The sequence below is a fragment of the Ekhidna lutea genome (assembly GCF_900188325.1).
GTDB classification, from domain to species: domain Bacteria; phylum Bacteroidota; class Bacteroidia; order Cytophagales; family Cyclobacteriaceae; genus Ekhidna; species Ekhidna lutea.
Genome location: NZ_FZPD01000003.1, coordinates 280,746 through 302,685 on the forward strand (window position 1 = coordinate 280,746; position 21,940 = coordinate 302,685).

General features: G+C 40.6%; 16 protein-coding genes. 12 read left to right on the forward strand and 4 right to left on the reverse strand.

Features of this window, described 5'->3' with window-relative positions; genetic code table 11:
• Positions 1-26 precede the first annotated feature (26 nt).
• The 3 genes from sov (at position 27) to CHB71_RS09015 (ending at position 8,395) form a co-directional block, all read left to right on the forward strand.
• Positions 27-7,181: a T9SS outer membrane translocon Sov/SprA gene (sov, locus tag CHB71_RS09005; protein ID WP_245811242.1), complete on the forward strand. Its 7,155-nt coding sequence runs from the start codon at positions 27-29 to the stop codon at positions 7,179-7,181.
• Positions 7,182-7,235: 54 nt separating this feature from the next.
• Positions 7,236-7,610, forward strand: coding sequence for a glycine cleavage system protein GcvH (gene gcvH / locus CHB71_RS09010; protein ID WP_089356587.1), 375 nt, complete (start codon positions 7,236-7,238; stop codon positions 7,608-7,610).
• Positions 7,611-7,717: 107 nt separating this feature from the next.
• Positions 7,718-8,395, forward strand: a complete 678-nt coding sequence (locus tag CHB71_RS09015; protein ID WP_089356588.1) for an energy transducer TonB — start codon at positions 7,718-7,720, stop codon at positions 8,393-8,395.
• Positions 8,396-8,514: 119 nt separating this feature from the next.
• Here the strand turns inward: CHB71_RS09015 and CHB71_RS09020 are convergent, their stop codons facing one another.
• Genes CHB71_RS09020 through CHB71_RS09030 form a run of 3 tightly spaced genes read right to left on the reverse strand, consistent with a single transcriptional unit; the run spans position 8,515 to position 11,975 of the window.
• Positions 8,515-11,100, reverse strand: a complete 2,586-nt coding sequence (locus CHB71_RS09020) for a tetratricopeptide repeat protein (protein ID WP_089356589.1) — start codon at positions 11,098-11,100, stop codon at positions 8,515-8,517.
• Positions 11,100-11,387: an Asp-tRNA(Asn)/Glu-tRNA(Gln) amidotransferase subunit GatC gene (gene gatC, locus CHB71_RS09025; protein ID WP_089356590.1), complete on the reverse strand. Its 288-nt coding sequence runs from the start codon at positions 11,385-11,387 to the stop codon at positions 11,100-11,102. The genes CHB71_RS09020 and gatC overlap by 1 nt, the downstream gene beginning before the upstream one ends.
• 15 nt (positions 11,388-11,402) lie before the next feature.
• On the reverse strand, positions 11,403-11,975 hold the full coding sequence (locus tag CHB71_RS09030; RefSeq protein ID WP_179213361.1) for a lysophospholipid acyltransferase family protein: 573 nt from the start codon (positions 11,973-11,975) through the stop codon (positions 11,403-11,405).
• Positions 11,976-12,256: 281 nt separating this feature from the next.
• On the opposite strand from CHB71_RS09030, the gene CHB71_RS09035 reads away from it, so the two are divergent.
• From CHB71_RS09035 to CHB71_RS09075, 9 genes are all read left to right on the forward strand, one after another.
• Positions 12,257-13,180, forward strand: a complete 924-nt coding sequence (locus tag CHB71_RS09035) for an ABC transporter ATP-binding protein (protein WP_245811243.1) — start codon at positions 12,257-12,259, stop codon at positions 13,178-13,180.
• Positions 13,181-13,203: 23 nt separating this feature from the next.
• A complete protein-coding gene (locus CHB71_RS09040) occupies positions 13,204-14,517 on the forward strand; it encodes an ABC transporter permease (protein ID WP_089356592.1) in 1,314 nt (437 codons plus the stop codon).
• Positions 14,518-14,585: 68 nt separating this feature from the next.
• Positions 14,586-15,803 carry a sensor histidine kinase gene (locus tag CHB71_RS09045; RefSeq protein WP_089356593.1) on the forward strand — a complete coding sequence of 406 codons (1,218 nt, stop codon included), beginning with the start codon at positions 14,586-14,588 and terminating at the stop codon, positions 15,801-15,803.
• Between the two features lie 86 nt (positions 15,804-15,889).
• Positions 15,890-17,398 carry a F0F1 ATP synthase subunit beta gene (atpD, locus tag CHB71_RS09050; RefSeq protein WP_089356594.1) on the forward strand — a complete coding sequence of 503 codons (1,509 nt, stop codon included), beginning with the start codon at positions 15,890-15,892 and terminating at the stop codon, positions 17,396-17,398.
• A 37-nt stretch (positions 17,399-17,435) separates the two neighbouring features.
• Positions 17,436-17,687 (forward strand): ATP synthase F1 subunit epsilon, encoded by a 252-nt coding sequence (gene atpC / locus CHB71_RS09055; RefSeq protein ID WP_089356595.1) that lies wholly within the window; start codon positions 17,436-17,438, stop codon positions 17,685-17,687.
• Between the two features lie 197 nt (positions 17,688-17,884).
• The gene (locus CHB71_RS09060; RefSeq protein WP_245811244.1) at positions 17,885-18,427 is read left to right on the forward strand and encodes an RNA polymerase sigma factor; all 543 of its coding nucleotides are present in this window, start codon (positions 17,885-17,887) and stop codon (positions 18,425-18,427) included.
• The gene (locus tag CHB71_RS09065) at positions 18,417-19,010 is read left to right on the forward strand and encodes a hypothetical protein (RefSeq protein ID WP_144017380.1); all 594 of its coding nucleotides are present in this window, start codon (positions 18,417-18,419) and stop codon (positions 19,008-19,010) included. Before CHB71_RS09060 ends, CHB71_RS09065 begins: the two co-directional genes overlap by 11 nt.
• The gene (locus CHB71_RS09070) at positions 18,994-20,025 is read left to right on the forward strand and encodes a hypothetical protein (RefSeq protein ID WP_089356598.1); all 1,032 of its coding nucleotides are present in this window, start codon (positions 18,994-18,996) and stop codon (positions 20,023-20,025) included. Before CHB71_RS09065 ends, CHB71_RS09070 begins: the two co-directional genes overlap by 17 nt.
• Positions 20,026-20,079: 54 nt before the next feature.
• A complete protein-coding gene (locus CHB71_RS09075) occupies positions 20,080-21,336 on the forward strand; it encodes a CHASE2 domain-containing protein (protein WP_089356599.1) in 1,257 nt (418 codons plus the stop codon).
• On the opposite strand, the gene CHB71_RS09080 is transcribed toward CHB71_RS09075, so the two are convergent.
• Positions 21,308-21,919 carry an aminotransferase class IV gene (locus CHB71_RS09080; protein WP_089356600.1) on the reverse strand — a complete coding sequence of 204 codons (612 nt, stop codon included), beginning with the start codon at positions 21,917-21,919 and terminating at the stop codon, positions 21,308-21,310. The two genes, CHB71_RS09075 and CHB71_RS09080, sit on opposite strands and share 29 nt — an antisense overlap.
• Positions 21,920-21,940 lie beyond the last annotated feature (21 nt).

Here is a 21,940-nt window from a genome sequence, read left to right on the forward strand (position 1 = left end):
CCTAATCATATTACAAGCGCCTTTTTTTGAGAGTAAATCCATATATACGATTCCTTTTTGCGTTTCTCATTTTGGGCTTTTGGTCGCAAGCGAATGCGCTGATTTTTCAGCAGCAGGATACTGTACAAAGCGACACGATTGGTCCGTACGAACCAAGCAAGAAACCAACTTATCAACCTAGCTATCGCTTCGGTGATCCCTTTTCATTTCGAAGCTCACGATCTCCCCTTTTCTTAAGAGACCCCTCACAGCTGGACATGCAGGTGCAGTTTAACCCGGACACAACTTCGGAAGATGCTGGTGTAACCTATTCCGTATATGAAAATATTGGAGCCTTGGATTTTCGACCAGCTTCATTCATGACCTTTCGGGAATTCAATCAGTACAACAACTCTCAACTCAATCGTGAATACTTCAAAGATCGATCAGCCGGACTAGACGGAGAAAGTGCTGTCAGTGGCAGAAGTCTGATCCCAAGGCTTTATATCAGCCCGGTGTTTGATCGGATTTTTGGTGGCAGCTATGTGGATATTCAGCCCAATGGGTTTGTAAACCTTGATTTTGGAGCTCGATTTCAAAGAATTGATAACCCAGCCATTCCGCTTCGTCAGCAGAAAAACGGCTCGTTCAATTTCAATCAGCAAATCAGCATGAACGTGGTGGGTAAGGTTGGGGAAAAGCTGGCAATCACTGCCAATTTTGATAACAACAATACATTCGATTTCCAGAATAACCTTAAAGTAGAATACACAGGTTATGAGGAGGACATTATTAAACGTATTGAAATTGGTAATGTAAGTATGCCTGTTACCAACTCATTGATGAGTGGGGCACAATCCCTTTTTGGCATTAAAACAGAACTTCAATTTGGTAAATTGTATGTGACAACTGTCCTTTCTCAGCAAAGAGGAAGAAACGAAACGCTCACCATTGAAAGTGGTTTTCAGGGAAGGGAATTTGAGGTTCAGGCATCAGACTATGAAGAAAATCGTCATTTCTTTTTAGGTCACTTCTTTCGAGATAACTATGAGCAGTGGTTGGAAACACTTCCTCAGGTCACTTCCGGAGTGAATGTTACCCGAATTGAAGTCTACGTTCTCAATCGAAACAACGACACAGAGACCACCAGAAATATTGTGGGATTCATGGATTTGGGAGAAGGAGATAGGCTGTATCGAGAGAATTCCACAGGTGTTGGAGAAGGTAATGGCGGTCCTACCAGAAATGGAGCAAACGATATTTTTTCTAATCTCAGGGTTCAAACTGCTGATAATGTGGATCAATTCATTGAGGCCACCTACCCGGATTTTCAAAGTGCAGTTGACTATGTGAAAATAACGACCGCAAGAAAGCTGGATTTAAACGAATACAAGCTGAATGGCGAGCTGGGCTATATCACACTCAATAGAAGCCTCCAGAGTGATGAGATCCTGGCTGTTGCTTATGAATACACCTATAATGGAGCCAGGTATAAAGTTGGTGAGCTGACGGAAGATTACCAGAGCCGATCTGATGATGAAGTGATTTACCTAAAGCTCTTACGACCAAATGAGATAAATACCGAAATACCTACCTGGGACTTGATGATGAAAAACATCTACAGCCTAAATGCTGCGCAAATAAGCCAGGAAGGATTCCAGCTAAGTGTCATCTATCGGGATGATAACACAGGTCAGGACAATCCGTCTTTGCATGAAGGAAGCAGGCTGAAAGATGAATTATTGGTTGAAATATTTTCACTTGACAGGCTAAACCCAAATGGTGACAGACAACCTGATGGAAATTTTGATTTTATCGAAGGGTATACAATAGACCCGCAAAACGGGAATATCATTTTCCCTGTTCTTGAGCCTTTTGGCTCCACACTGGAATCCTTTTTTATAGACGGGGAAGAATCTTTGGTTGAAAAGTATGTGTACGATGAGCTTTATGATGTTCAAAAAGCCGTTGCTGAAAGAAATTCAAGTAAAAACAAGTTTGTCATTAAAGGGCGCGTCACAGCAGGATCAGCGAGTGAAATCACACTACCCGGAATCAACATTGCAGAAGGATCCGTAATTGTGACCGCTGGAAATACGCCATTAACAGAAGGGCTTGATTATACGGTTGACTACAATTTGGGTCGTGTTAGAATTTTAAATGAAGGCATACTAAGCTCAGGGAAGACCATTCAGGTATCTTATGAAAAAGCTGACCTTTTCAATTTTCAAACCCGAACCCTGACAGGTGCTCGTTTCGACTATCGTTTCAGTGATAATTTCAACCTTGGAGCCACTGTGCTCCACCTCAATGAGCGTCCCGGAGGTATCTCCCGGTATGCCATTGGCAATGAGCCGACCAGTAATACCAAGTATGGAGTTGATATCAATTATCAAAATGAATCACGGTTTCTAACCAAAATGGTTGATGCACTGCCTTTGGTGAGTACCAAAGCACCTTCTACCATCACAATCAACGCAGAGTTTGCACAGCTTCTTCCCGGCACCAGCAATATTGTTGACGGTCAGGGGACTTCCTATGTGGATGATTTTGAAAACTCAGTAACACCCATAAATATCATGGGATGGCAAGCGTGGAAGTTGGCAGCCACTCCTAAAAGGGAGTTTCCAAATGCCCATGCTAGTCGGGGTATAGATAATAGGTATCAATCGGCAAAGATTGCCTGGTACACCGTTGATAATAGCATTTTTTATAGAGCCGGGGGGAATAATCGTCCGTCCAATATTTCTGATACTGATCTTGAGAATCATTACGAGCGAGCGGTATTGCCACAGGAAATTTTCAGACAAAGAGATCAAACGCTTGTTAATTTCAATGAACCCATTTTCGATGTAGCATACTTTCCACATGAAAGAGGTCAATACAATTACAATCCAAATTTCAACATGGAGTCAGCGAATGATGACTTGGTGGAAGATCGATGGGGAGGTATTACCAGGGCGATATCAAATGAAGTTGATTTTAGTGAAACAAATGTTCAATACATTGAATTCTGGTTGATGGATCCATTTATTGAGACAGAGAATGGTAGGGTAAAGGATGGTAACATTAATGGGTTTGCAAGTGAAGATACGGATGGAGGAGTCTTAGTTTTTAACCTGGGTAAAGTATCTGAAGAGCTGGCTCCTGACGGGAAGCATGCTTTCGAGCAGGGACTCCCGGTAGACGGGGAGATCGGGGAAATATCTGACTGGGGCCAGATTACAAAAGAATCCTACCTGACTAATTTCTTTGAGAACTCACCGGGTGCGCGAGACAATCAGGATATCGGTATTGATGGACTTAAAGGTGATGATGAGCAATTGATTCTCGAGCAAAACGGAATAGATAATGTATTTCCGGCAGAGGAAAGAGATGATATTTCAGCAGATGATTTCAGGTATATTCTGGATGAATTTTACGATCAACAAAATGCAACAATTGTCCAGCGTTATAAAAGCTGGAATGGGATGGAGGGTAATTCGCCGATTGCTTCTTCTGGAAGTCAGGATTTCATTCCCGCCTCATCCACTCTTCCCGATGATGAAAACGTGGCTCCAAACCTTGATCAAATAGTCTCGAATGAGGAAGATTATTTTGAGTTTAGGGTGCCTCTCAAACCAGGCCCTAATCCAAGAGGAGGAAATTTGCAGTTAAATGATTTTATTATTGATCAAATTGCAAGCCCGAATGGTGAATCTACCTGGTACCAGTTTAGAATTCCTCTTGATGATGATGTAATAGAAGAGGGAAATCCAGATATCAGTACAATCAAATTCATTCGAATGTATATGACAGGCTGGAGTCAGCCGGTAGTTTTGAGATTTGCACAAATGAGATTGGTTGGCAGTCAGTGGCTTAAATATGATCAAACCTTAAACGAGCCAGGATTAAACGAACTTCCAAACACACAGGACACAAAAGACTTTACCATTTCGGTTGTAAATATTGAAGAAAACAGCACAACGACCACCGGAGGAGTTCGATATGTTTTGCCACCGGGACTCGATCGGGATATTGACAATACCACTACGCAAAATCGAAGAATCAATGAGCAATCGCTTCAAATCTGCGTCGAAGATTTAAAAGACAAAGACGCCAGAGCTGTATATAAAACAAACCTTGGGTATGATTTGATAAACTACGGTCGGATGAAAATGTTCTTTCACGCTGAATCATATCAAAACGATGTGGTGTTGGATGATGAAGTCACAGGTTTTATCAGGCTGGCCACCAACAATAAAGACAATCCGCACTATTATGAAATTGAAGTGCCCCTGAAGATCACGCCCCCGGATCCAAGCGGAAATATAGATGACATCAGAAGGCAGGTGTGGCCGTTGGAAAACGAGCTTGATTTTAGCATCAAAGAGTTAATTGGGGTAAAAGCTGAGCGTAACCGCGCAAACCTCCCCATCGATGTGCCATACACGTCATTGTCTAATGACGGAAAATACAAGTTCACAGTCTATGGTAATCCGGATCTGAGTGCGGTAATCGAATTAATGATTGGTGTGAGAAATCCTGGAGATGATGAATCTACATCACCCAAGTCTGTATGTATATGGGCAAACGAACTACGTGTGACTGATTTTGATACGAACGCCGGATGGGCGGCTAATGCACGCGTAAGCACAAAGCTTGCCGATTTGGGTACCATATCAGCATCCACCAGATATACATCCATTGGTTTTGGAGGCATTCAGCAACGAATCTCCGAGCGAGCAAGAGCTGAAACCAGGCAATATGACGTGTCGGCAAACATGAATCTCGAAAAGTTTTTGCGGCCGGACAAAACAGGACTGGTGCTACCCATGTTTGTGAGTTACGAAAAGACAACCATCACTCCTCAATTTGATCCACTCGATCCTGATGTGCCTCTGGAAGCATCATTGGAAGCTTTTGATAATAGCGAGGAACGTGAGAAATATCGAAGAATTGTAGAGGATAGAACCACTCGTCGGAGTATCAACTTCACCAATGTGCGAAAAGAAAAGGTGAACCCCGACTCCAGAAGCAGAATATATGATATTGAAAACTTCTCCTTTAGCTACGCCTATAGCGACCGGCTGACCAGTAATGTCAATACACATACCCTATTGAATAAAACAGTAAGTGGAGGTGTCAATTACAATTTCTCTCCGGCAACATTGAATCTTGAGCCTTTTAGTGAAGCTGAGGCACTTTCGTCTCCCTATTTGGCTCTTATAAAAGACATTAATTTCTCCCCTATTCCTTCAAATTTCTCATTCTCTACAAACCTTCGAAGAGACTTTAGATTGACTAGATATTATGATAATGAGTTGCAGCCACTAGGTGTAGATGAAATAAATTATGAACGTGCATTTTCATTTGCGAGGAACTACGGATTCAGATGGGACATTACAAAAGGCCTGGGTTTAACCTATAGTGCAACTGCCAACGCGGTAATCGATGAACCTGAGGGTATAATCGAGGGTGATATTAATACTCAGGCGGAAAAAGAATATATCTGGGATCAGATATTCACCTTGGGCCGAATGAAGAATTTTAATCAGAGTGTTCAACTCAATTATTCATTGCCACTGAACAAACTACCATTTACAGACTGGCTTTCTTCTGATGCCAGATATTCAGTAGGCTACAGTTGGATTGCGGGAGCCATAAACAGAACAAGAAGTGATACAATAAGTAGGAGTGAGGATGAGCTTTTCTTCGGAAACTTCATAAGCAATCAGCGTACCATGGGACTGAATGCCAGAGTGGATATGAATAAACTTTATGATAAGGTTACATTTCTGAAGAATGCAAACACACCACCAGGAAGAGGAGAAAAAGTAAGTCCCGGCAATAAAGCACTTCAATTCCTGATGATGCTGAAATCGATCAACGGATCGTACAACATCAATGAAAGCACTTCACTCCCCGGCTTTAAGCCGAATGCATTTTTGTTTGGATTAGATAGTGGATTCAATGCGCCGGGATTTGAGTTTATTTTGGGTAGACAAAACCAATCAATCAAACGTAAAGCAGAACGAAACGGCTGGCTGGTGACGAACCCCAACCTTAACTCTCCTTTCCAGCAAACGTACGGAACAGATATAGATGTCCAGGCAGATATTGAGCCTGCAAAAGATCTAAGAATCCAGTTGACCTGGAATAGAGGTTTGAATAATCAGTATCAGGAAATATTTAGGTTTGATGAAGAAAGAGACGCTTTCCGCACACTTACCCCATCCAGAAGTGGTAGCTACTCTGTATCGTACTTATCCATTCAGACGGCATTCCAAAAAGATGGTCCCGGCAATGCATCAGATGCATTTACCCAATTTGAGCGAAACCTGGATGTCGTTCGTGAGCGACTTAATCGCGAAAATCCGGCGGTAAATCCAGCTGATACAATTTCATATAATAATATTTCTCAGGATGTGTTGATTCCCTCATTTTTGGCAGCATATTCCGGTACAGATGCAAATAGCATTGCCTTAACACCTTTTCCTAAAACACCTCTGCCTAACTGGCGATTGGATTTTACGGGACTGGTAAATATCCCAGCCCTTTCAGAAGTGTTTTCATCATTCACTATTTCTCATGGATACAATTCAGCTTACAGTGTATCCAGCTTTACAAACTCCCTGAATTATGGCGAAGATGATATCGGTCTGCAAAACGATATTTTGGATTATCCGCTTGCTGATGACGATAGCACGGGAAGATTAGTGCCGGTTTACATCATCAATCAGGTCATGATTTCTGAGCAGTTTGTTCCACTTATTGGATTCAATATCCGAACCAAAAACAATATTTCAACCCGTCTGGAATTTAGAAAAAGCAGGAACCTGGCGCTCAATATGTCTAATGCACAGGTCACTGAAACCACTAACAATGATATCACGCTGGATGTAGGCTACTCCAAAGTAGGATTTAAGCTTCCGTGGAAATTTCAGGGAAGAACAATAACGCTTGAAAACGATTTAACCATGCGTGTAGCCGCTTCTGTTCGCGACAGCAAGACGATTCAGCGCAAAATCAACGATAACAGCACGGTGACTAACGGAAACCTTACCTGGCAGGTACGACCTACAGTAACCTATAAAATCAACAGTCAACTCGACTTTACTTTTTATATGGAAAGGAACGTCACAGACCCAAAAGTTTTAAGTTCATACAAGCGTGCAACCACCGCCTTTGGGGTTCAGTTAAGATTTGGCCTTGCACAGTAGGGGAGTTCACCGAAGTACCTTATTTTTGACGCCCAAATTAAAATTGAAAGGCAAATGAATATTCCTTCTGATTTGCAGTATACCAAGGATCACGAATGGGTGAAAATTGACGGAGATGTAGCCACTGTAGGTGTTACAGACTTTGCGCAAGGCGAACTTGGAGATATTGTATACGTTGAAATAGAAACCGAAGGTGAATCACTTGACACTGGGGAGGTTTTTGGAACAGTCGAAGCTGTAAAAACAGTATCTGACCTGTTCATGCCCCTGTCTGGAGAAGTAATAGAGATAAATGAAGCTCTCGAATCAAACCCCGAGGTAGTAAACAGCGATCCATACGGAGATGGCTGGATGATAAAGATAAAGATTTCAGACAAAGGAGATCACCTGATTTCTGCCGAAGAATATAAGGCAGAAGTAGGGGGTTAAGGAATTTTGGAATGTTTTTTGCATGTATTTGGTAAATACCTTCGTCCTTTTGGTATATAAAAAATGAAGGACATATATTTGATGTTCAACTTCACAAAAGAAGGAATATGGAACCGAAAAAAAATCCGAAAATAGACCTTTCCAGGCAGTCAGGCTTGTTCCTGAATATTGGAATGGCAGCCAGTTTATTACTGGTAATTGTGGCTTTCGAATGGAGGTCTTATGATGATTCAGGACTGATGGACCTGGGTAACGTGGATGATGATTTTGAAGATATCATCGATATTCCACCTACGGAGCAACCACCTCCACCTCCACCAAAAGTTCAAATTCCGGAAATCATAGAAGTTCCTGATGAAGAAGAAATCGAGGAAGAGATTGAAGTGGAGCTCGATGTGGAAGTAACTGAAGAAACTGTTGTGGAAGAGATCATTTTTGAAGAAGCTCCTGAAGAGGAGAATGTAGATGAGATTTTCACAATTGTTGAGGAGTCCGCATCATTCCCTGGAGGAATTACAGCATTCTATCAGTATCTCAAGAAAGAACTTAAGTACCCGCGTCAGGCTCAAAGAATGGGTATTGAAGGACGTGTGTTTGTTCAGTTCGTAGTGGAAAGAAATGGAGAGCTCACAGACATTCACGTAGTGAAAGGTATTGGAGCTGGATGTGATGAAGAAGCAGTGAGAGTACTTAAAGAATCTCCTAAGTGGAAACCAGGTAAGCAACGAGGTAAGCCTGTAAGACAAAAAATGATTCAGAATATTCTATTTAAGTTCTCGAACTAAATAGATTAGATTAAAAATAGATGAAGAGCCCCGTGTGAAAGCATGGGGCTTTTTATTTGTCGTCAAATTCAACCCACCTTCTAGCTTAAAGAAACCAACATTGAAGTTAAATGGATCAATTACCAGCTTTGATCCTGCAGCTCCTGCTTTCTTACCTCGTAGACTTCTTTGAATGACTTAAACTCATCCGCTTCAAGCAAAGAAGCCAACCTTTCCAGCGTCTGATCAGCATAATCAACAAGATTCCAATCCAATGCTGCAAACACATATTTTTTAAGAAGAGTGGTACTGTAGGGATTAATTTCAATGGCGTCTACGAGTATTTCATATCCCCCAGAGGCTTCTCTTTCACCAAGCTCATTAACAACTTGTATCACTTGTTGCTCATGAAAAGCATTCATTCTCCCTAAAGCAATAAGTTGGTCGTTGGATAAGGTATCCAGGTTCTGAATTGTTCGATTCTTCGGTGCGGGAGGTTGATAATTATCTAGTCGTTCTAAAAATGTATTTGCCTGATCTGTTAACTCAGGATGTTTTTTCAAAACACGTAGCAATTCATCTGGGATGCTTGAATGTTTACCCATTCTTGCAAGCGCTTCCAGCCGGCTCAGCTGAGACTTAGTATGTTTTACTTCAATTGCTCGGTCAAAAAAATCAATGGCCAACTGATAAGCCTCCTGATCAAGAGCAAATTTTCCGAGCGCATCAAGAAATTCTCCCTTATAATATTGGTGAGCACTTGCCTGAAGGTAATCCAGCACTAAAAAAGCCTGATTTATTTTCCCCCTTTTGTAAAGGTTCAATGCCAGCGCTTTTCTAAGTCTGTTGGTAAGTGTTCCATCTGAAGAATTTTCAACTTCGGTTCGAATCAATGTCTCAACAGAATCATGTCTGAAAAGGTGAGCGCTGTTAAGCAAATAAGCCTGTTTGTGAAGAGCAGCTGCAGCTTTGAGGCCATTCATTTCAAAATCAAGTACTGTAGCAGGAGTTTGTGTTGAAAGAATATTATTTTTCACACCGAAGTTTCCTTTGGAGTAGTCTTCGATTATTGAAGTTGAATCCACCACCTCCAATTTTTTAAGGACATTCCATTTGTTGATTTGCGGGGCATTGTTCCATTTGTCCGATGGCTTGGATTTGATGAAATAGTCAAGGGATTTGTTGAGATCATTCTTCTGCATATACAGTACTCCCAGGTTGTTTTCAATTTCCCCGCTCGAGCTACTTCGTAGAGCTTCTTCATAAATGGCCTGCACTTTATTTGGGTTGATTTCAGCATCCAGATTACCATAGTTGATCCAGGCGTATGGTGATGGAAATCGTTGTGCAGCATTGTGGAAATACATTTTTGACGCGTATTCTGCACCCTTTCTTTTTTCTTCCCATCCTAGCATGTAATTAGGGTAGTGGGTATTGTAGCCCAGAAAACTTGACTGGAGAAGATACTCTTTGGCCAATAGCGGACTTTCATTCGTTTCAGCTTCCTTTGCCAAATAATTGTAGTATCCAGACTTCAACAAATTGTAAGGTAACTGGCCAGAGAGAAAATAGAAGGCAAGCACTGCAAATACACCGCCTAACCTTGCGCTGGCATAGGGGAAATTTCGCTCCTTGTAAACAATTTTATGTACCTCAAAACCCTTAATAAGGGGATCAATGAAATTGCCAATGATATAAAGAAAAAACAGCGCCCCAAAACCAATATGGAAATAGAGGATGAAATAGTGAAAAGCCTGATAAACTGCATCATTTCCCCTGATCATTTGATGGGAAACAAAAAGCATCATGATTAAACCAAGGCTGATGGCAATCAACTTGAAAGTGCTTTCGGGAAAATATTTCTGAACTAATCCTCTTTTATGTTTCAGTGACCACATGCTCACTGCTCCAGTTATGACAAGCAAAATGAATGGGTCAAAAAAGAAAAAACTGTTTTCGTATAACCCCGACTTGTTTAAGTAATAGAGTGTCAGATTACTCAAATAAATAAGTGAAAGGATAAGAAAATGTGTGTGATTACTTCTTCCGCCCTTTCCGGAGGTCACTACGAATAAAACCCCAAAAATGAGCTCTTCAGATACAATGAATAAGAAAAGCAGACCGCAAATGGTAAATCCAAACAATGAGTTTGCGATAAAGTGATCTGTAAAAAGTGTTGCATCATCTATGCCCAATAATAAGGAGCCGCTAAGCAATAGCATAATACCAAGCCTTAGCATAAAGCCTGTCGATTTTTTGTACTCATGAAAGATGACCAGCGGGGCAATCAAAAGGACGGATGGAATTAGTATGACTAACCTTGATTGAATACCAAAGAGCCCAACTTCAAATAAGTTTAGCCTGTTTAGGAATAGTGCAAACAATGCAACTACAGCAAAAAAGACATATCGATGAAGGTAGGTGGAAGTTACCAGTGTAAGGCAAACCGCAATCCATATTGCGCTCATTATAACTTTGTCTAACAGTATATTGCGATGAATCTCACCTCCGGAATATTGTTCACTCAGGAGGTATTTTTCGCCGGTTATTACATGACTCATCAGATCAGTTTCCAACGTCCAGGCAGGAAATTCAATTACTTCTGCTGTGGTGGTTACTTCCCAGTCTATGGCTAGATCATAGCCACTTGCGTAACACGATAGCATAATAGCCATGCTTAAAAGAAAAGTACCGGAAAGAGTTTTTTTGAAGGTGCGATTCACCATTAATCGATCACTTTAGGAACTGTGAAATATTCTGAATTATGTTTCGGTGCATTTTTAAGGGCATCTTTTCTGGGTAGGTGCGGTTTTGGTTTGTCGTCTCTGAATGCATTTATTTCGGAGGACATGGTGGTAAGTGGTTCAACTCGCTCCGTATCAACCTCACTTAATTTATCCACCCAGTCCACCATTTTCTGAAGGTCATTCATTATTTGATCTTCGTCTTCACTGCCAAATTCTAATCTTGCCAGGTGAGCTGTCTTCCGGACGATCTCTTTTGTGATTTTCATAGATGTCAAATGTAGCTATTCAGGTTTGCTCTTTATTAATTCTGTTTGAATGACACGAAATACCTCATCCTTAAGTTTCTTCAGAGCTTCATCATCTGAGCCGTCGGGCCAAATGGGTTCGTGATAAATAATCCTGCACTTTCTCCATCTTATGTTTATGATGTCATCATCTCTTAGAATCCGATAATTGTCTGGCATGGTTACCGGGATGATCGGCAGATTATTTTCAATTGCCAAACGAAAAGCACCATCTTTAAACTCTTTCATGTTTGGATAATGTTCCATACGGATACCACCTTCCGGGAAGAAGCCGAGATTGAATCCATTTTTTATTTGATCCCTCGCCTTAACGAGGCTTTGTGCCCTGCTTCTGTAACTCGAACGATTCACGGTAATGTGTAGTGTACGATACATGTACCCAAACAGCGGAATTCTTGCCAATGAGCTTTTACCAACAAACTTAAATGCAAGCGGGAAAAGTCCTAAAATAGGAATGTCAAGGTATGAAAAGTGATTCGCGCATAGGATATACTGTTGCGTTTTATCCAGGGTAAATCGCCAATCTATCTTCACAGGGATAAACGCCATTTTCAAAAAACACCAAGCCCAAATGCAGTTGATTTTGAGAGCGACTTTGTGTAAACCCCTAAAAGGGACCATTAAAATTAATGGTATGATAAGTATGGCGAAAAAGAAGACTATAGAAAATATAGCCCAGAACGAGTACAAACGTCTTAAAATCATATTGCCGGTTAGGTATGCAATTGGGCCACTAAATTAGCCCCAAAATCCAGTCGGTAGAAAAAAAAGAGCAGCTCTCTAATTTTTAGATACTTTCGTGAATTAATGATCATAAAATCGATATCACCGTGAGTCTATTAAAAGTAGAAAATATAACTAAGACGTACAGCGCACATCAGGCGCTCACCAACATAAGTATGGAAATCCCTCCCCAAACGATTTTTGGATTGTTAGGGCCTAATGGTGCGGGAAAAACCACACTTATCCGCATTATTAATCAAATCATAGAGGCCGATCAAGGGGAAATCTTATTTGACGGTCAGCCATTGAGCATCAACCATATTCGCAATATCGGATATCTTCCTGAGGAGCGTGGTTTGTATAAAAAAATGAAAGTCGGCGAGCAGTTGGTTTACCTGGGGCAGCTTCGTGGGTTGTCCTTGAAGGAGTCTTCAAAAAGAGGTAAGGCATGGTGTGAAAAATTGGATATCATTGATTGGTGGGGGAAGAAAGTCGAAGACCTTTCCAAAGGGATGGCTCAGAAGATTCAGTTCATCGCAACTGTGATGCACGAGCCTAAACTCATAATTCTGGACGAGCCATTTTCAGGTTTTGACCCTATTAACGCCAACCTAATCAAAGATGAAATACTTGAGCTGAGAGAAAAAGGCGCAACGATCATTTTTTCCACACATAGAATGGAATCTGTAGAGCAGCTATGTGATCATGTGGCTATGATCAATAAATCGGAAAAAATTCTGGATGGATCGAAGGCAGAGATCAAAGAACAGTTTCGTGATGGTACCTACTATGTGGAGTACAAAGAAGGCGAAATAAAAGCCGGAACTGGATTTGAGATATTAAATACAGAGGAGATAGGAAGGGGATTGAAAAAATCATTAATTCAATACTCTCCAGAGGGAAATCCAAACGAACTATTAAAAGCCCTTATCGGGCAAGTAGAGATTCATTCATTTGTGGAGCGAATCCCAAGTATGAATGATATTTTCATCTCCCTTGTAAAAGGAAATCCGGAATTAGTAGAAGCTTAAAATCACCAAAAGACCTAATTGAAATGAACAAAATATTTTTAGTAATCCAGCGTGAGTTTATGAGCAGGGTAAAGAAGAAATCTTTCCTGCTTGCCACTATTTTGGTTCCATTGCTATTTCCCGCAATCATTGGCGGTATGGTATACCTGGCCATTCAGAATGAGAAAAACAAAGAACTAGAGGTGATCCATGTATTGGATGAAAGTTCACTTCTCAAATTTGAAGACACGGAAAGCTACGACTATCAGTTGGTAGAAGGACCTCTAGATTCAGCCAAAGCAAGATTCAGCAAATCGGATGATTTTGCATTGATATACGTTCCAAAAATCGAAGTTGACAACCCTGAAGGAATAAAGTTTTATGCTCACACCTCTCCTGGGGTCAACCTGGTTGATGGTTTTGAAAACAAAATAGAGGCACAACTCCGTGATGTTAAGTTGACCAGGTCCGGGCTTACAGAGGAGCAGTTGGAGGAATTGAAAACCTATGTTCAGATTGAATCATTCAACCTGAGCGAGACGGGGGATGAGAAAAAGAGCGACTCTGGAGTAACCTTTGGGATTGGCTATGTCATGGGATTTTTAATCTATATTTTCCTTTTTGCATATGGTGCTCAGGTTATGCAGGGAGTAATTGAAGAGAAAAACAGCAAGATCGTTGAAGTGATTGTATCAACAGTGCGCCCCTTTCATATGATGATCGGAAAAGTGGTAGGAGTGGCATCTGTCGGTATTGTACAATTCCTGATTTGGATGGTGCTGATGAGTGTGATCTCTTTTGCTGGTATGGCCGCATTCGGCCTTAGCATGGATCCAGCAGAAACAGCTCAAATGATGCAAGCAGCAGATGAAGCTTCATCTGTGCAATCAAACGCCAAAGTGCAGGAAATGATGAGTTTAATAAATGATATCCCCATCACTAAGATTGTCCTTCTCTTTATTTTCTTCTTTTTGGGGGGCTACTTGTTATATGGAGCTTTGTTTGCAGCAGTTGGTTCTGCTGTTGATACACCGGCCGATGCACAGCAATTCATGATGCCGATAATGATGCCTATTATTGTTGGGTTGATGGGACTGTTCATGTTTGTGTTCCCCGATCCGCACGGAACAATTAGCTTCTGGCTCTCTATTATTCCTTTTACCTCACCGATTGTAATGATGGGTAGAATAGGATTTGGTGTACCTGCCTGGGAGATTGCTTTGAGTATGGTTCTGCTTGTTGGTGGATTTATTTTCACCTTATGGCTGGCAGGCAGAATTTATCGAATAGGTATATTGATGCATGGCACCAAAGTGAACTACAAAGTGCTTGCAAAATGGTTGATGCAAAAGAATTAAGTTGATCGTAGTTATTTTTAACCTTGACGAGCGTTTTCCTTTGTCAGGTCTGACCAAACGATCATCTTTTGAGAAAAAAGTTTAAAGAAGCTACAGGCAATACATTAGCCCCACTACGACCCCACCTTAAGTGGCTTGTGGTGGGGTTTGCTATTGTAATAAGCTTTGGCTCTATTCTGTACACCAATAGTTTGGTGGAGCAAATAAGGGATAGAGAACAACGCCAGATCGAGATATATGCCAGCTCATTAGAATTTCTGGCCAATGAAAGCGAAAACGTAAACTTCTTTCTCATTCTGGATGAGATCGTAGCAGCCAATCACTCAATTCCGGTTATTCTCACAGATGAAAACGAAGAGCCGGAAGACTTTAGAAACCTCGAAAAAGCAGAACGATACACCCCGGGAGATGATCGGATGAATTTTTTAAGGAGCGAAATTCAGCTGATGAAGGAAGCACACCCTCCAATTGAAGTTACCCTAAAGGATGATCAGGATAATATTTACGGGCATAAGTATATATTCTATAAAAACTCCTTTTTGCTCAATCAGCTTCGTTACTACCCTTACATTCAGCTTTCTGTCATCGGACTCTTTGGGGTGGTTATTTTCATGGTATTGAACTATATCAAGCGTGTTGAACAGGATCGGGTATGGGTAGGACTAGCGAAAGAAACGGCTCACCAGCTAGGCACACCGCTATCTTCTTTGATGGCCTGGTCAGAATATTTTAAAGATTTATATCCAGATCAAAAAGAGGCATTGCTGGAATTTGATAAAGATGTGGATCGATTGAAAGTAATCACGGATCGTTTCTCAAGTATTGGAAGCGAACCGCAGCTTTCCCTGGTCAATGTGGCAGACGCCATAGACGAAATCGTCATTTATTTACAGAAAAGGCTATCTACAAAAATCAATATGACAGTTTCTACATTTCCTAACAGGGAGATCGATGGTAGAATCAACCCTTCATTATTTGCCTGGGTCATTGAAAACCTTTGTAAAAATGCCGCTGATGCTATGGAAGGTAAAGGCTCTATACATATCAGTATTTTACGTGCCAATGAGGGGAGGGTAGCTGTAGATGTACAGGACACGGGAAAAGGAATTGCAAAGGCAAAAGTTAAAAATGTTTTCAGACCCGGGTTTACCACAAAAAAAAGAGGGTGGGGATTAGGTTTAACCCTTGCTAAGCGGATAATTGAACAATATCATCAGGGAAAGATTTTTGTAAAACACTCAGAAATCAACAAGGGCACCACTTTCCGAATTTACCTGAATGGATGAGGGTGAAAACCTTTTTTCCTTATGGTTTTTTCCTTTAATTTCGCACCAAATTTCAAACAACCCCATTAATATAACCACAAGAAATAATGGCAAATACAGGTAAAGTAACCCAGGTTATTGGTCCGGTAGTAGACGTAAGCTTTAACGCTGAGGGATCAAAACTTCCGAATATTATGGACGCACTTAAAGTGACTCGTCCGGATGGAACAGAGGTGATTTTGGAAGTGCAGCAGCACTTGGGTGAGGAGGCAGTAAGAACCATTGCGATGGAAGGAACTGACGGTCTTCAAAGAGGAACTGAGGTAGTTGACCTTGGCAATCCAATCAAAATGCCTACAGGTGAAGCTATCAAAGGGCGTCTTTTTAACGTAGTTGGAGATGCAATTGATGGAATGGAGCAGGTAGACAAGTCCAATGGTCTTCCTATTCACAGACAAGCGCCTCCGTTTGAGGATCTTTCAACTGCTACTGAGGTGCTTTTCACAGGTATCAAAGTTATTGACCTGATCGAGCCTTATGCAAAAGGAGGTAAAATTGGTCTTTTTGGTGGAGCGGGTGTTGGTAAAACCGTATTGATCCAGGAATTGATTAACAACATTGCAAAGGGGCACGGTGGTTTGTCTGTATTTGCGGGTGTTGGTGAGCGTACAAGAGAAGGAAATGATCTTCTTAGAGAAATGATCGAAGCTGGAATCGTTGATTACGGTGAAGAATTCAAAGAATCAATGGAAGCAGGTGGATGGGACCTGTCGAAAGTTAATAGAGAAAAACTTAAAGACTCTAAAGCGACCTTCGTATTTGGTCAGATGAATGAGCCACCAGGTGCAAGAGCACGAGTAGCACTTTCTGGTCTTACTGTTGCTGAGCACTTTAGAGATGGTGATGGTGAAGGAAAAGGAAAAGACATACTTTTCTTCGTAGATAATATCTTCCGATTTACACAAGCAGGTTCTGAGGTATCAGCACTTCTTGGACGTATGCCTTCAGCGGTAGGTTACCAGCCAACGCTTGCTACAGAGATGGGACTTATGCAGGAGCGTATTACTTCGACGAAGAAAGGATCAATTACTTCCGTACAGGCTGTTTACGTACCTGCGGATGACTTGACAGATCCGGCTCCAGCAACTACATTCTCTCACCTGGATGCTACAACTGTACTTTCAAGAAAGATTGCCGAGCTAGGTATCTATCCAGCGGTAGATCCATTGGATTCTACCTCTCGAATCTTGAGCGCAGACATTCTTGGTGATGAGCACTATGACTGTGCACAGCGAGTAAAAGAGATTCTTCAGCGATACAAAGAACTTCAGGATATCATCGCCATTCTTGGTATGGATGAACTTTCTGATGAAGACAAGGAAGTAGTACACAGAGCAAGAAGGGTGCAAAGATTCCTTTCTCAGCCTTTCCATGTAGCAGAGCAGTTTACAGGACTTCAGGGAGTCTTGGTTGACATCAAGGATACCATCAAAGGATTTAACATGATTATGGATGGTGAGCTTGATCACTTACCGGAAGCAGCTTTCAACCTTGTGGGTACCATAGATCAGGCGATCGAAAAAGGAGAGAAACTAATGGCAGAAGCTTCTGCTTAATTACTTCCTTTTAGGAGGGAGTTTAAATCAATAAACTATGTTTCTAGAAATAGTAACACCGGACGAGAAAGTATTTGAAGGAGAAGTGGTTAGCGCTTCTTTTCCAGGAAGCGATGGTTCATTTCAGATTCTGAATAACCACGCCGCAATGGTTTCTACGCTTGGCAAAGGAGATATTCGTTACACACCGGAAAAAAAGCCGGAGGTTCATCTTTTAGTAGAGGGTGGGGTAGTAGAAGTAATGAATAACAAAGTGAACGTTTTAGTAGAAAAGATCTTCAGCGAGTAATAAGCTGATATAAAAATATAATTGAAAAGCCATCCTGACGATTCTGTCAGGATGGCTTTTTTGTTTAACAACCATTAACGCTCATTTTGGGAATATATTCACAATTTTATTTCCTCATATAAGAAAAAGGTGGATTCTTTTTTCGCACATAGGCAACCAATAAACCCTAACCTGCATTCTCCTACCAAATGCTTCGCTTGAACACCAAAGACCTAATCGATAAAAGCAAATCAGGAAACCGAAAGGCTCAACAACAGCTTTTTAGCCAGTTGAGTGCTCCGATGATGGGTGTATGTGTTCGATATATGAAAAGTACAGAAGATGCTGAGGATGTGTTGCTGGAGGGTTTTTACAAGATGTTTAAAAGCCTTAAAGCCTTCACGTATGAAAGCGAACCAGCCTTTTTCGGATGGGTAAAGCGAATCATGGTAAACGAATCCTTAATGAAACTAAGGAAAAACAAAGAAATTCAACTACTGGCAATAAACGAGGATTTGGATCAGGAAGTGGATGTTTCGCCACTGCAAGACCTGGAAGTATCTGACCTTTTAAAGGTGATCAGATCCATTCCTGTTGGCTATCGAACGGTTTTTAATCTGTATGAAATAGAAGGTTATTCTCATCAGGAAATAAGTGAGCAATTGGGGGTTTCGATAGGCACATCCAAGTCACAATTATTCAAAGCGAAGAAACTACTTCGAGAGATGTTGGAGGAAAAAAATGAAGATTATGGCTCTTAACAGATTATCAGAAAACCTAGATCAATTGTCCGGGCAGGAGCTTGGATTTGAATTCGATGAAGCGGCAGTATGGGCAAAACTTGAAAGTCGCCTTGAAAATCGTAAATCCAACGTTTATTGGTGGACAGTTGCCGCAAGTTTACTTCTGGTACTGATTTTCGCTCCTTACAGCCTATTAAAAAAGGATAGATCTGAAGCCCTAATCATGACAAGCATTGAAGAGGTAGCAAAGGAAGCTCCTCAAGAAATTGAAGCACTGAATGCCGATGTTAGCCACAAGCTGAAGAGACACATTGCTTCCGAGATTGGTCTTCTAGAAAGTAGAGGAGTTAGCTCATTACAATTGGCAGAATTGCCTATTAAAAAACTATCACTTGAACCAATCGCGATAGTAAAACAAGAAAAGAAAAATAAGCCGGTTTTTGCGGCAAAAGATATTTCAATCATTCAGGCAAGTCTCGAGCAGCCCTCGATTGGAAAAGGAAGAACAATGACCATAAGAGCTCAATGGCAGAATTCTACCGAGGAATCAAATGTCAATTATCAAGCATTAAAAATTAAGCTCTATGAAAAGAATAAATAAATTAAAATTTACGATAGGTGCAGTTTTACTTTGGGTTTCATCAGTAACCTACGCTCAGCAGCTAAACTTTGGTCAAGCGCCTACCCAGTCAAAGTTCCCCGACACATTAACCATTGTCACTGACACTAACAAGAAACTGATTTTCGCATTTAATCAAATGAGTCGCGAGGAGAAATATTTATCAAATGAATTGTGGAACTCTATTCTAAGCGTAATGGAGACTTCACTGGGCAGATCTCTGTACGACGAAGGGGTAGAGGTTACCTACATCAAGAATGAGGATGCTATAGAAGCCAGAATCACGATTACACCATTTGAATCAAAATCCGATGTATTTGTCATAGGGAAAGAAGGAATATCTGAGCAATTGTCTGATCGTATAGTTTTTACTATCAAACTCGATAAAGTAGCTATTTCCTTTTTTGTGGATGATGTTTCTGAGTTGGATCACTTAAAAAGTCAAAACATAGAAAGTCTTTGGTCAGAAATTAAATCAAGTAAAAAAGAGTTTAAATACAGAAGATCTCAATATCAAGCTGAAGGAATAGCTAAATATGGTGATTTCAAAATAAACAAAATAAGTTCTGATAATCCAGTTGATTTTGTTGAATTAGGTATAGGTGTTGGACTAGGATATTATGCGGATCGATTCGCTCCTGATATCAGTTACGATATTTCATTTCGATTTCATAATCGCTTTGGAAAGCCATCAACCAAATTTGGATTATTATATACACAGCATTATTTCGTTTCAAGAAACGAAGAGAGCGAATTTGATATCGATTTGAATGGCTTTTTGTCTGGTTATTTTGCAATTAACACTTCTTCAGAAAAAGAATATGGGATCGGATTTGGTTATCTGATTAATCAGAATGGATCCTTTTACAAAGGAGATACTTTTAAGATGACGGTCTACAACCGAAAGTCATCTAAGACAAGTTTGTCACCTGAGATAATCTTTACGGACGGATTCAAAAAGGCATTTCCAGCATTAAGGTTTGGGTTGACCTTTTAAGAATACCCTAAACAGGGGATGTGATCAAAAGATTGAATCTGCTATTTTTAGTGTATGAAACGATTCATTCGAGACACCATCCTCTGTTCTCTTTTCATATTCGGCATCATGGGACTCTTTGCTTCAGTCACCTTATTCAAGGTATTCGAACTCTTTGATCCCATTGGAGATATGTTCTCTGACTTTGAGCTAACGGATATCGTATTTTCACAGCTTCAGGAAGACCCCATCGCTGATGAACGAATTGTGATGGTAAATATTGGTAATCTTCCACGAGAAGGAATAGCTCGTCAAATAGAAATCATCAATCAATATGAACCTAAAGTCATAGGCCTTGACGTAATGTTGGACGCTCCTAAAGAGTGGCCGGAAGATAGTGCCCTCACACGTGTGCTTTCAGAAACTCCAAATATCGTCATTGGCGAAAAACTGGTCGGATTTGATGAAGAAACCGGGGAGTTTGCAATGACTGTTAAGCCTGAAGATCACATTGTCCAGGAGGCGCGCCTTGGTTATGTAAACCTGATCACAAATGCAGAAGTGCAGGAGGATCTTAAAATGTGTAGGGAGTTCACCCCTTCAGAAATTGTACAGGGAGAAACCAGATATGCGTTTCCTGTCAGACTGGCTTACGCATATGACTCCATTAAAACAGAGAAATTTTTGGCAAGAGATAACGACATTGAAACAGTCAATTACAAGGGTAATATCATCAGTTTTTCTTCTGCCAATTATGGGATGAAGTACTTCGCCCTGGATGTCTATGACATATTTGACCAAAATTTCACCGCTGATCTCTTTAAAGACAAAATTGTCATTATGTGCTTTATGGGGGAATACATTGGAGATACCGAGACTACTGAAGATTTCTATTTCACTCCGATGAATGAAAATTATGTAGGGAAGGCAAAGAACGACATGTTCGGAGGAGTTATTCATGCCAATATTATTTCTCAAATACTTGATGAAGATCCAATCGATCAAATGTCAAAAAATACTGAAATCGTATTGGCAATTCTCTTTTGCTTGTTCAATGTGTTTCTTTTCAAAATCATTTACGGCGCAATGCCCAAGTGGTATGATGGGATTACTAAAATATTTCAGTTGATTGAACTGATGGTACTTGGTTCATTAATGATTTACCTATTGCTGATTTTCAATTACAAAGCAGATTTCACACTAGCTATGATAGTGATAGCGTTATCAGGAGATTCCTTAGAGGTATACCATGGAGTAGTGAAAAACCTCTTTTCCAAAGAGCGAAGGAAAGAAGTCTTTAAAATCAACCGCCGGTTTTGGGAATCTCAATAGCGGAAATTGGAAGTTCCAATTCACCCAAACCTATCATCGCATTAATCAAGCTCACTTTTTCAAAAGCATTCAGATCGGAAATCTGAATAGTTGTTTCTTTTATTTTGCCTTCTTGCATTAGCTGTGTTCTTTTTACCCCTTTCAGTAGTGGTGTATCTGGAGTTAGCCATTCTACACCATTCCAAAAAGCAAGATTAAAATACGAACCATCTGTAATGTGATTATCAATAGCAATGATGATATCGTCAGCATTTGAAGATTTGACCAGTTTGTTGATCTTGGTTCTGTCCTCAAACTTCATGGAGTAATCAAATGGTTTGGAGTGAACCACTTGAAGTGTTTTGATTTGACGAGGTTGATATTCTGCAAACTCGATATCATACTCCACATCCTCGGTATCCATGTCATAGACTAGGCGTACTTTGTAAGTACCTTCCATTTTTAAATCAGGAAGTATTCGAATCAATGCATGTGAATTGTTTCCAGGAGCATATTTTTTAAAAACATCATCCATTCGCTCTTGATGAATTGAAAGATTTTTATAAACTCCATCCTTAAAAAGTATGCTCTCAATGAATCTCATTCTGTTTTACATCTGCTTGCA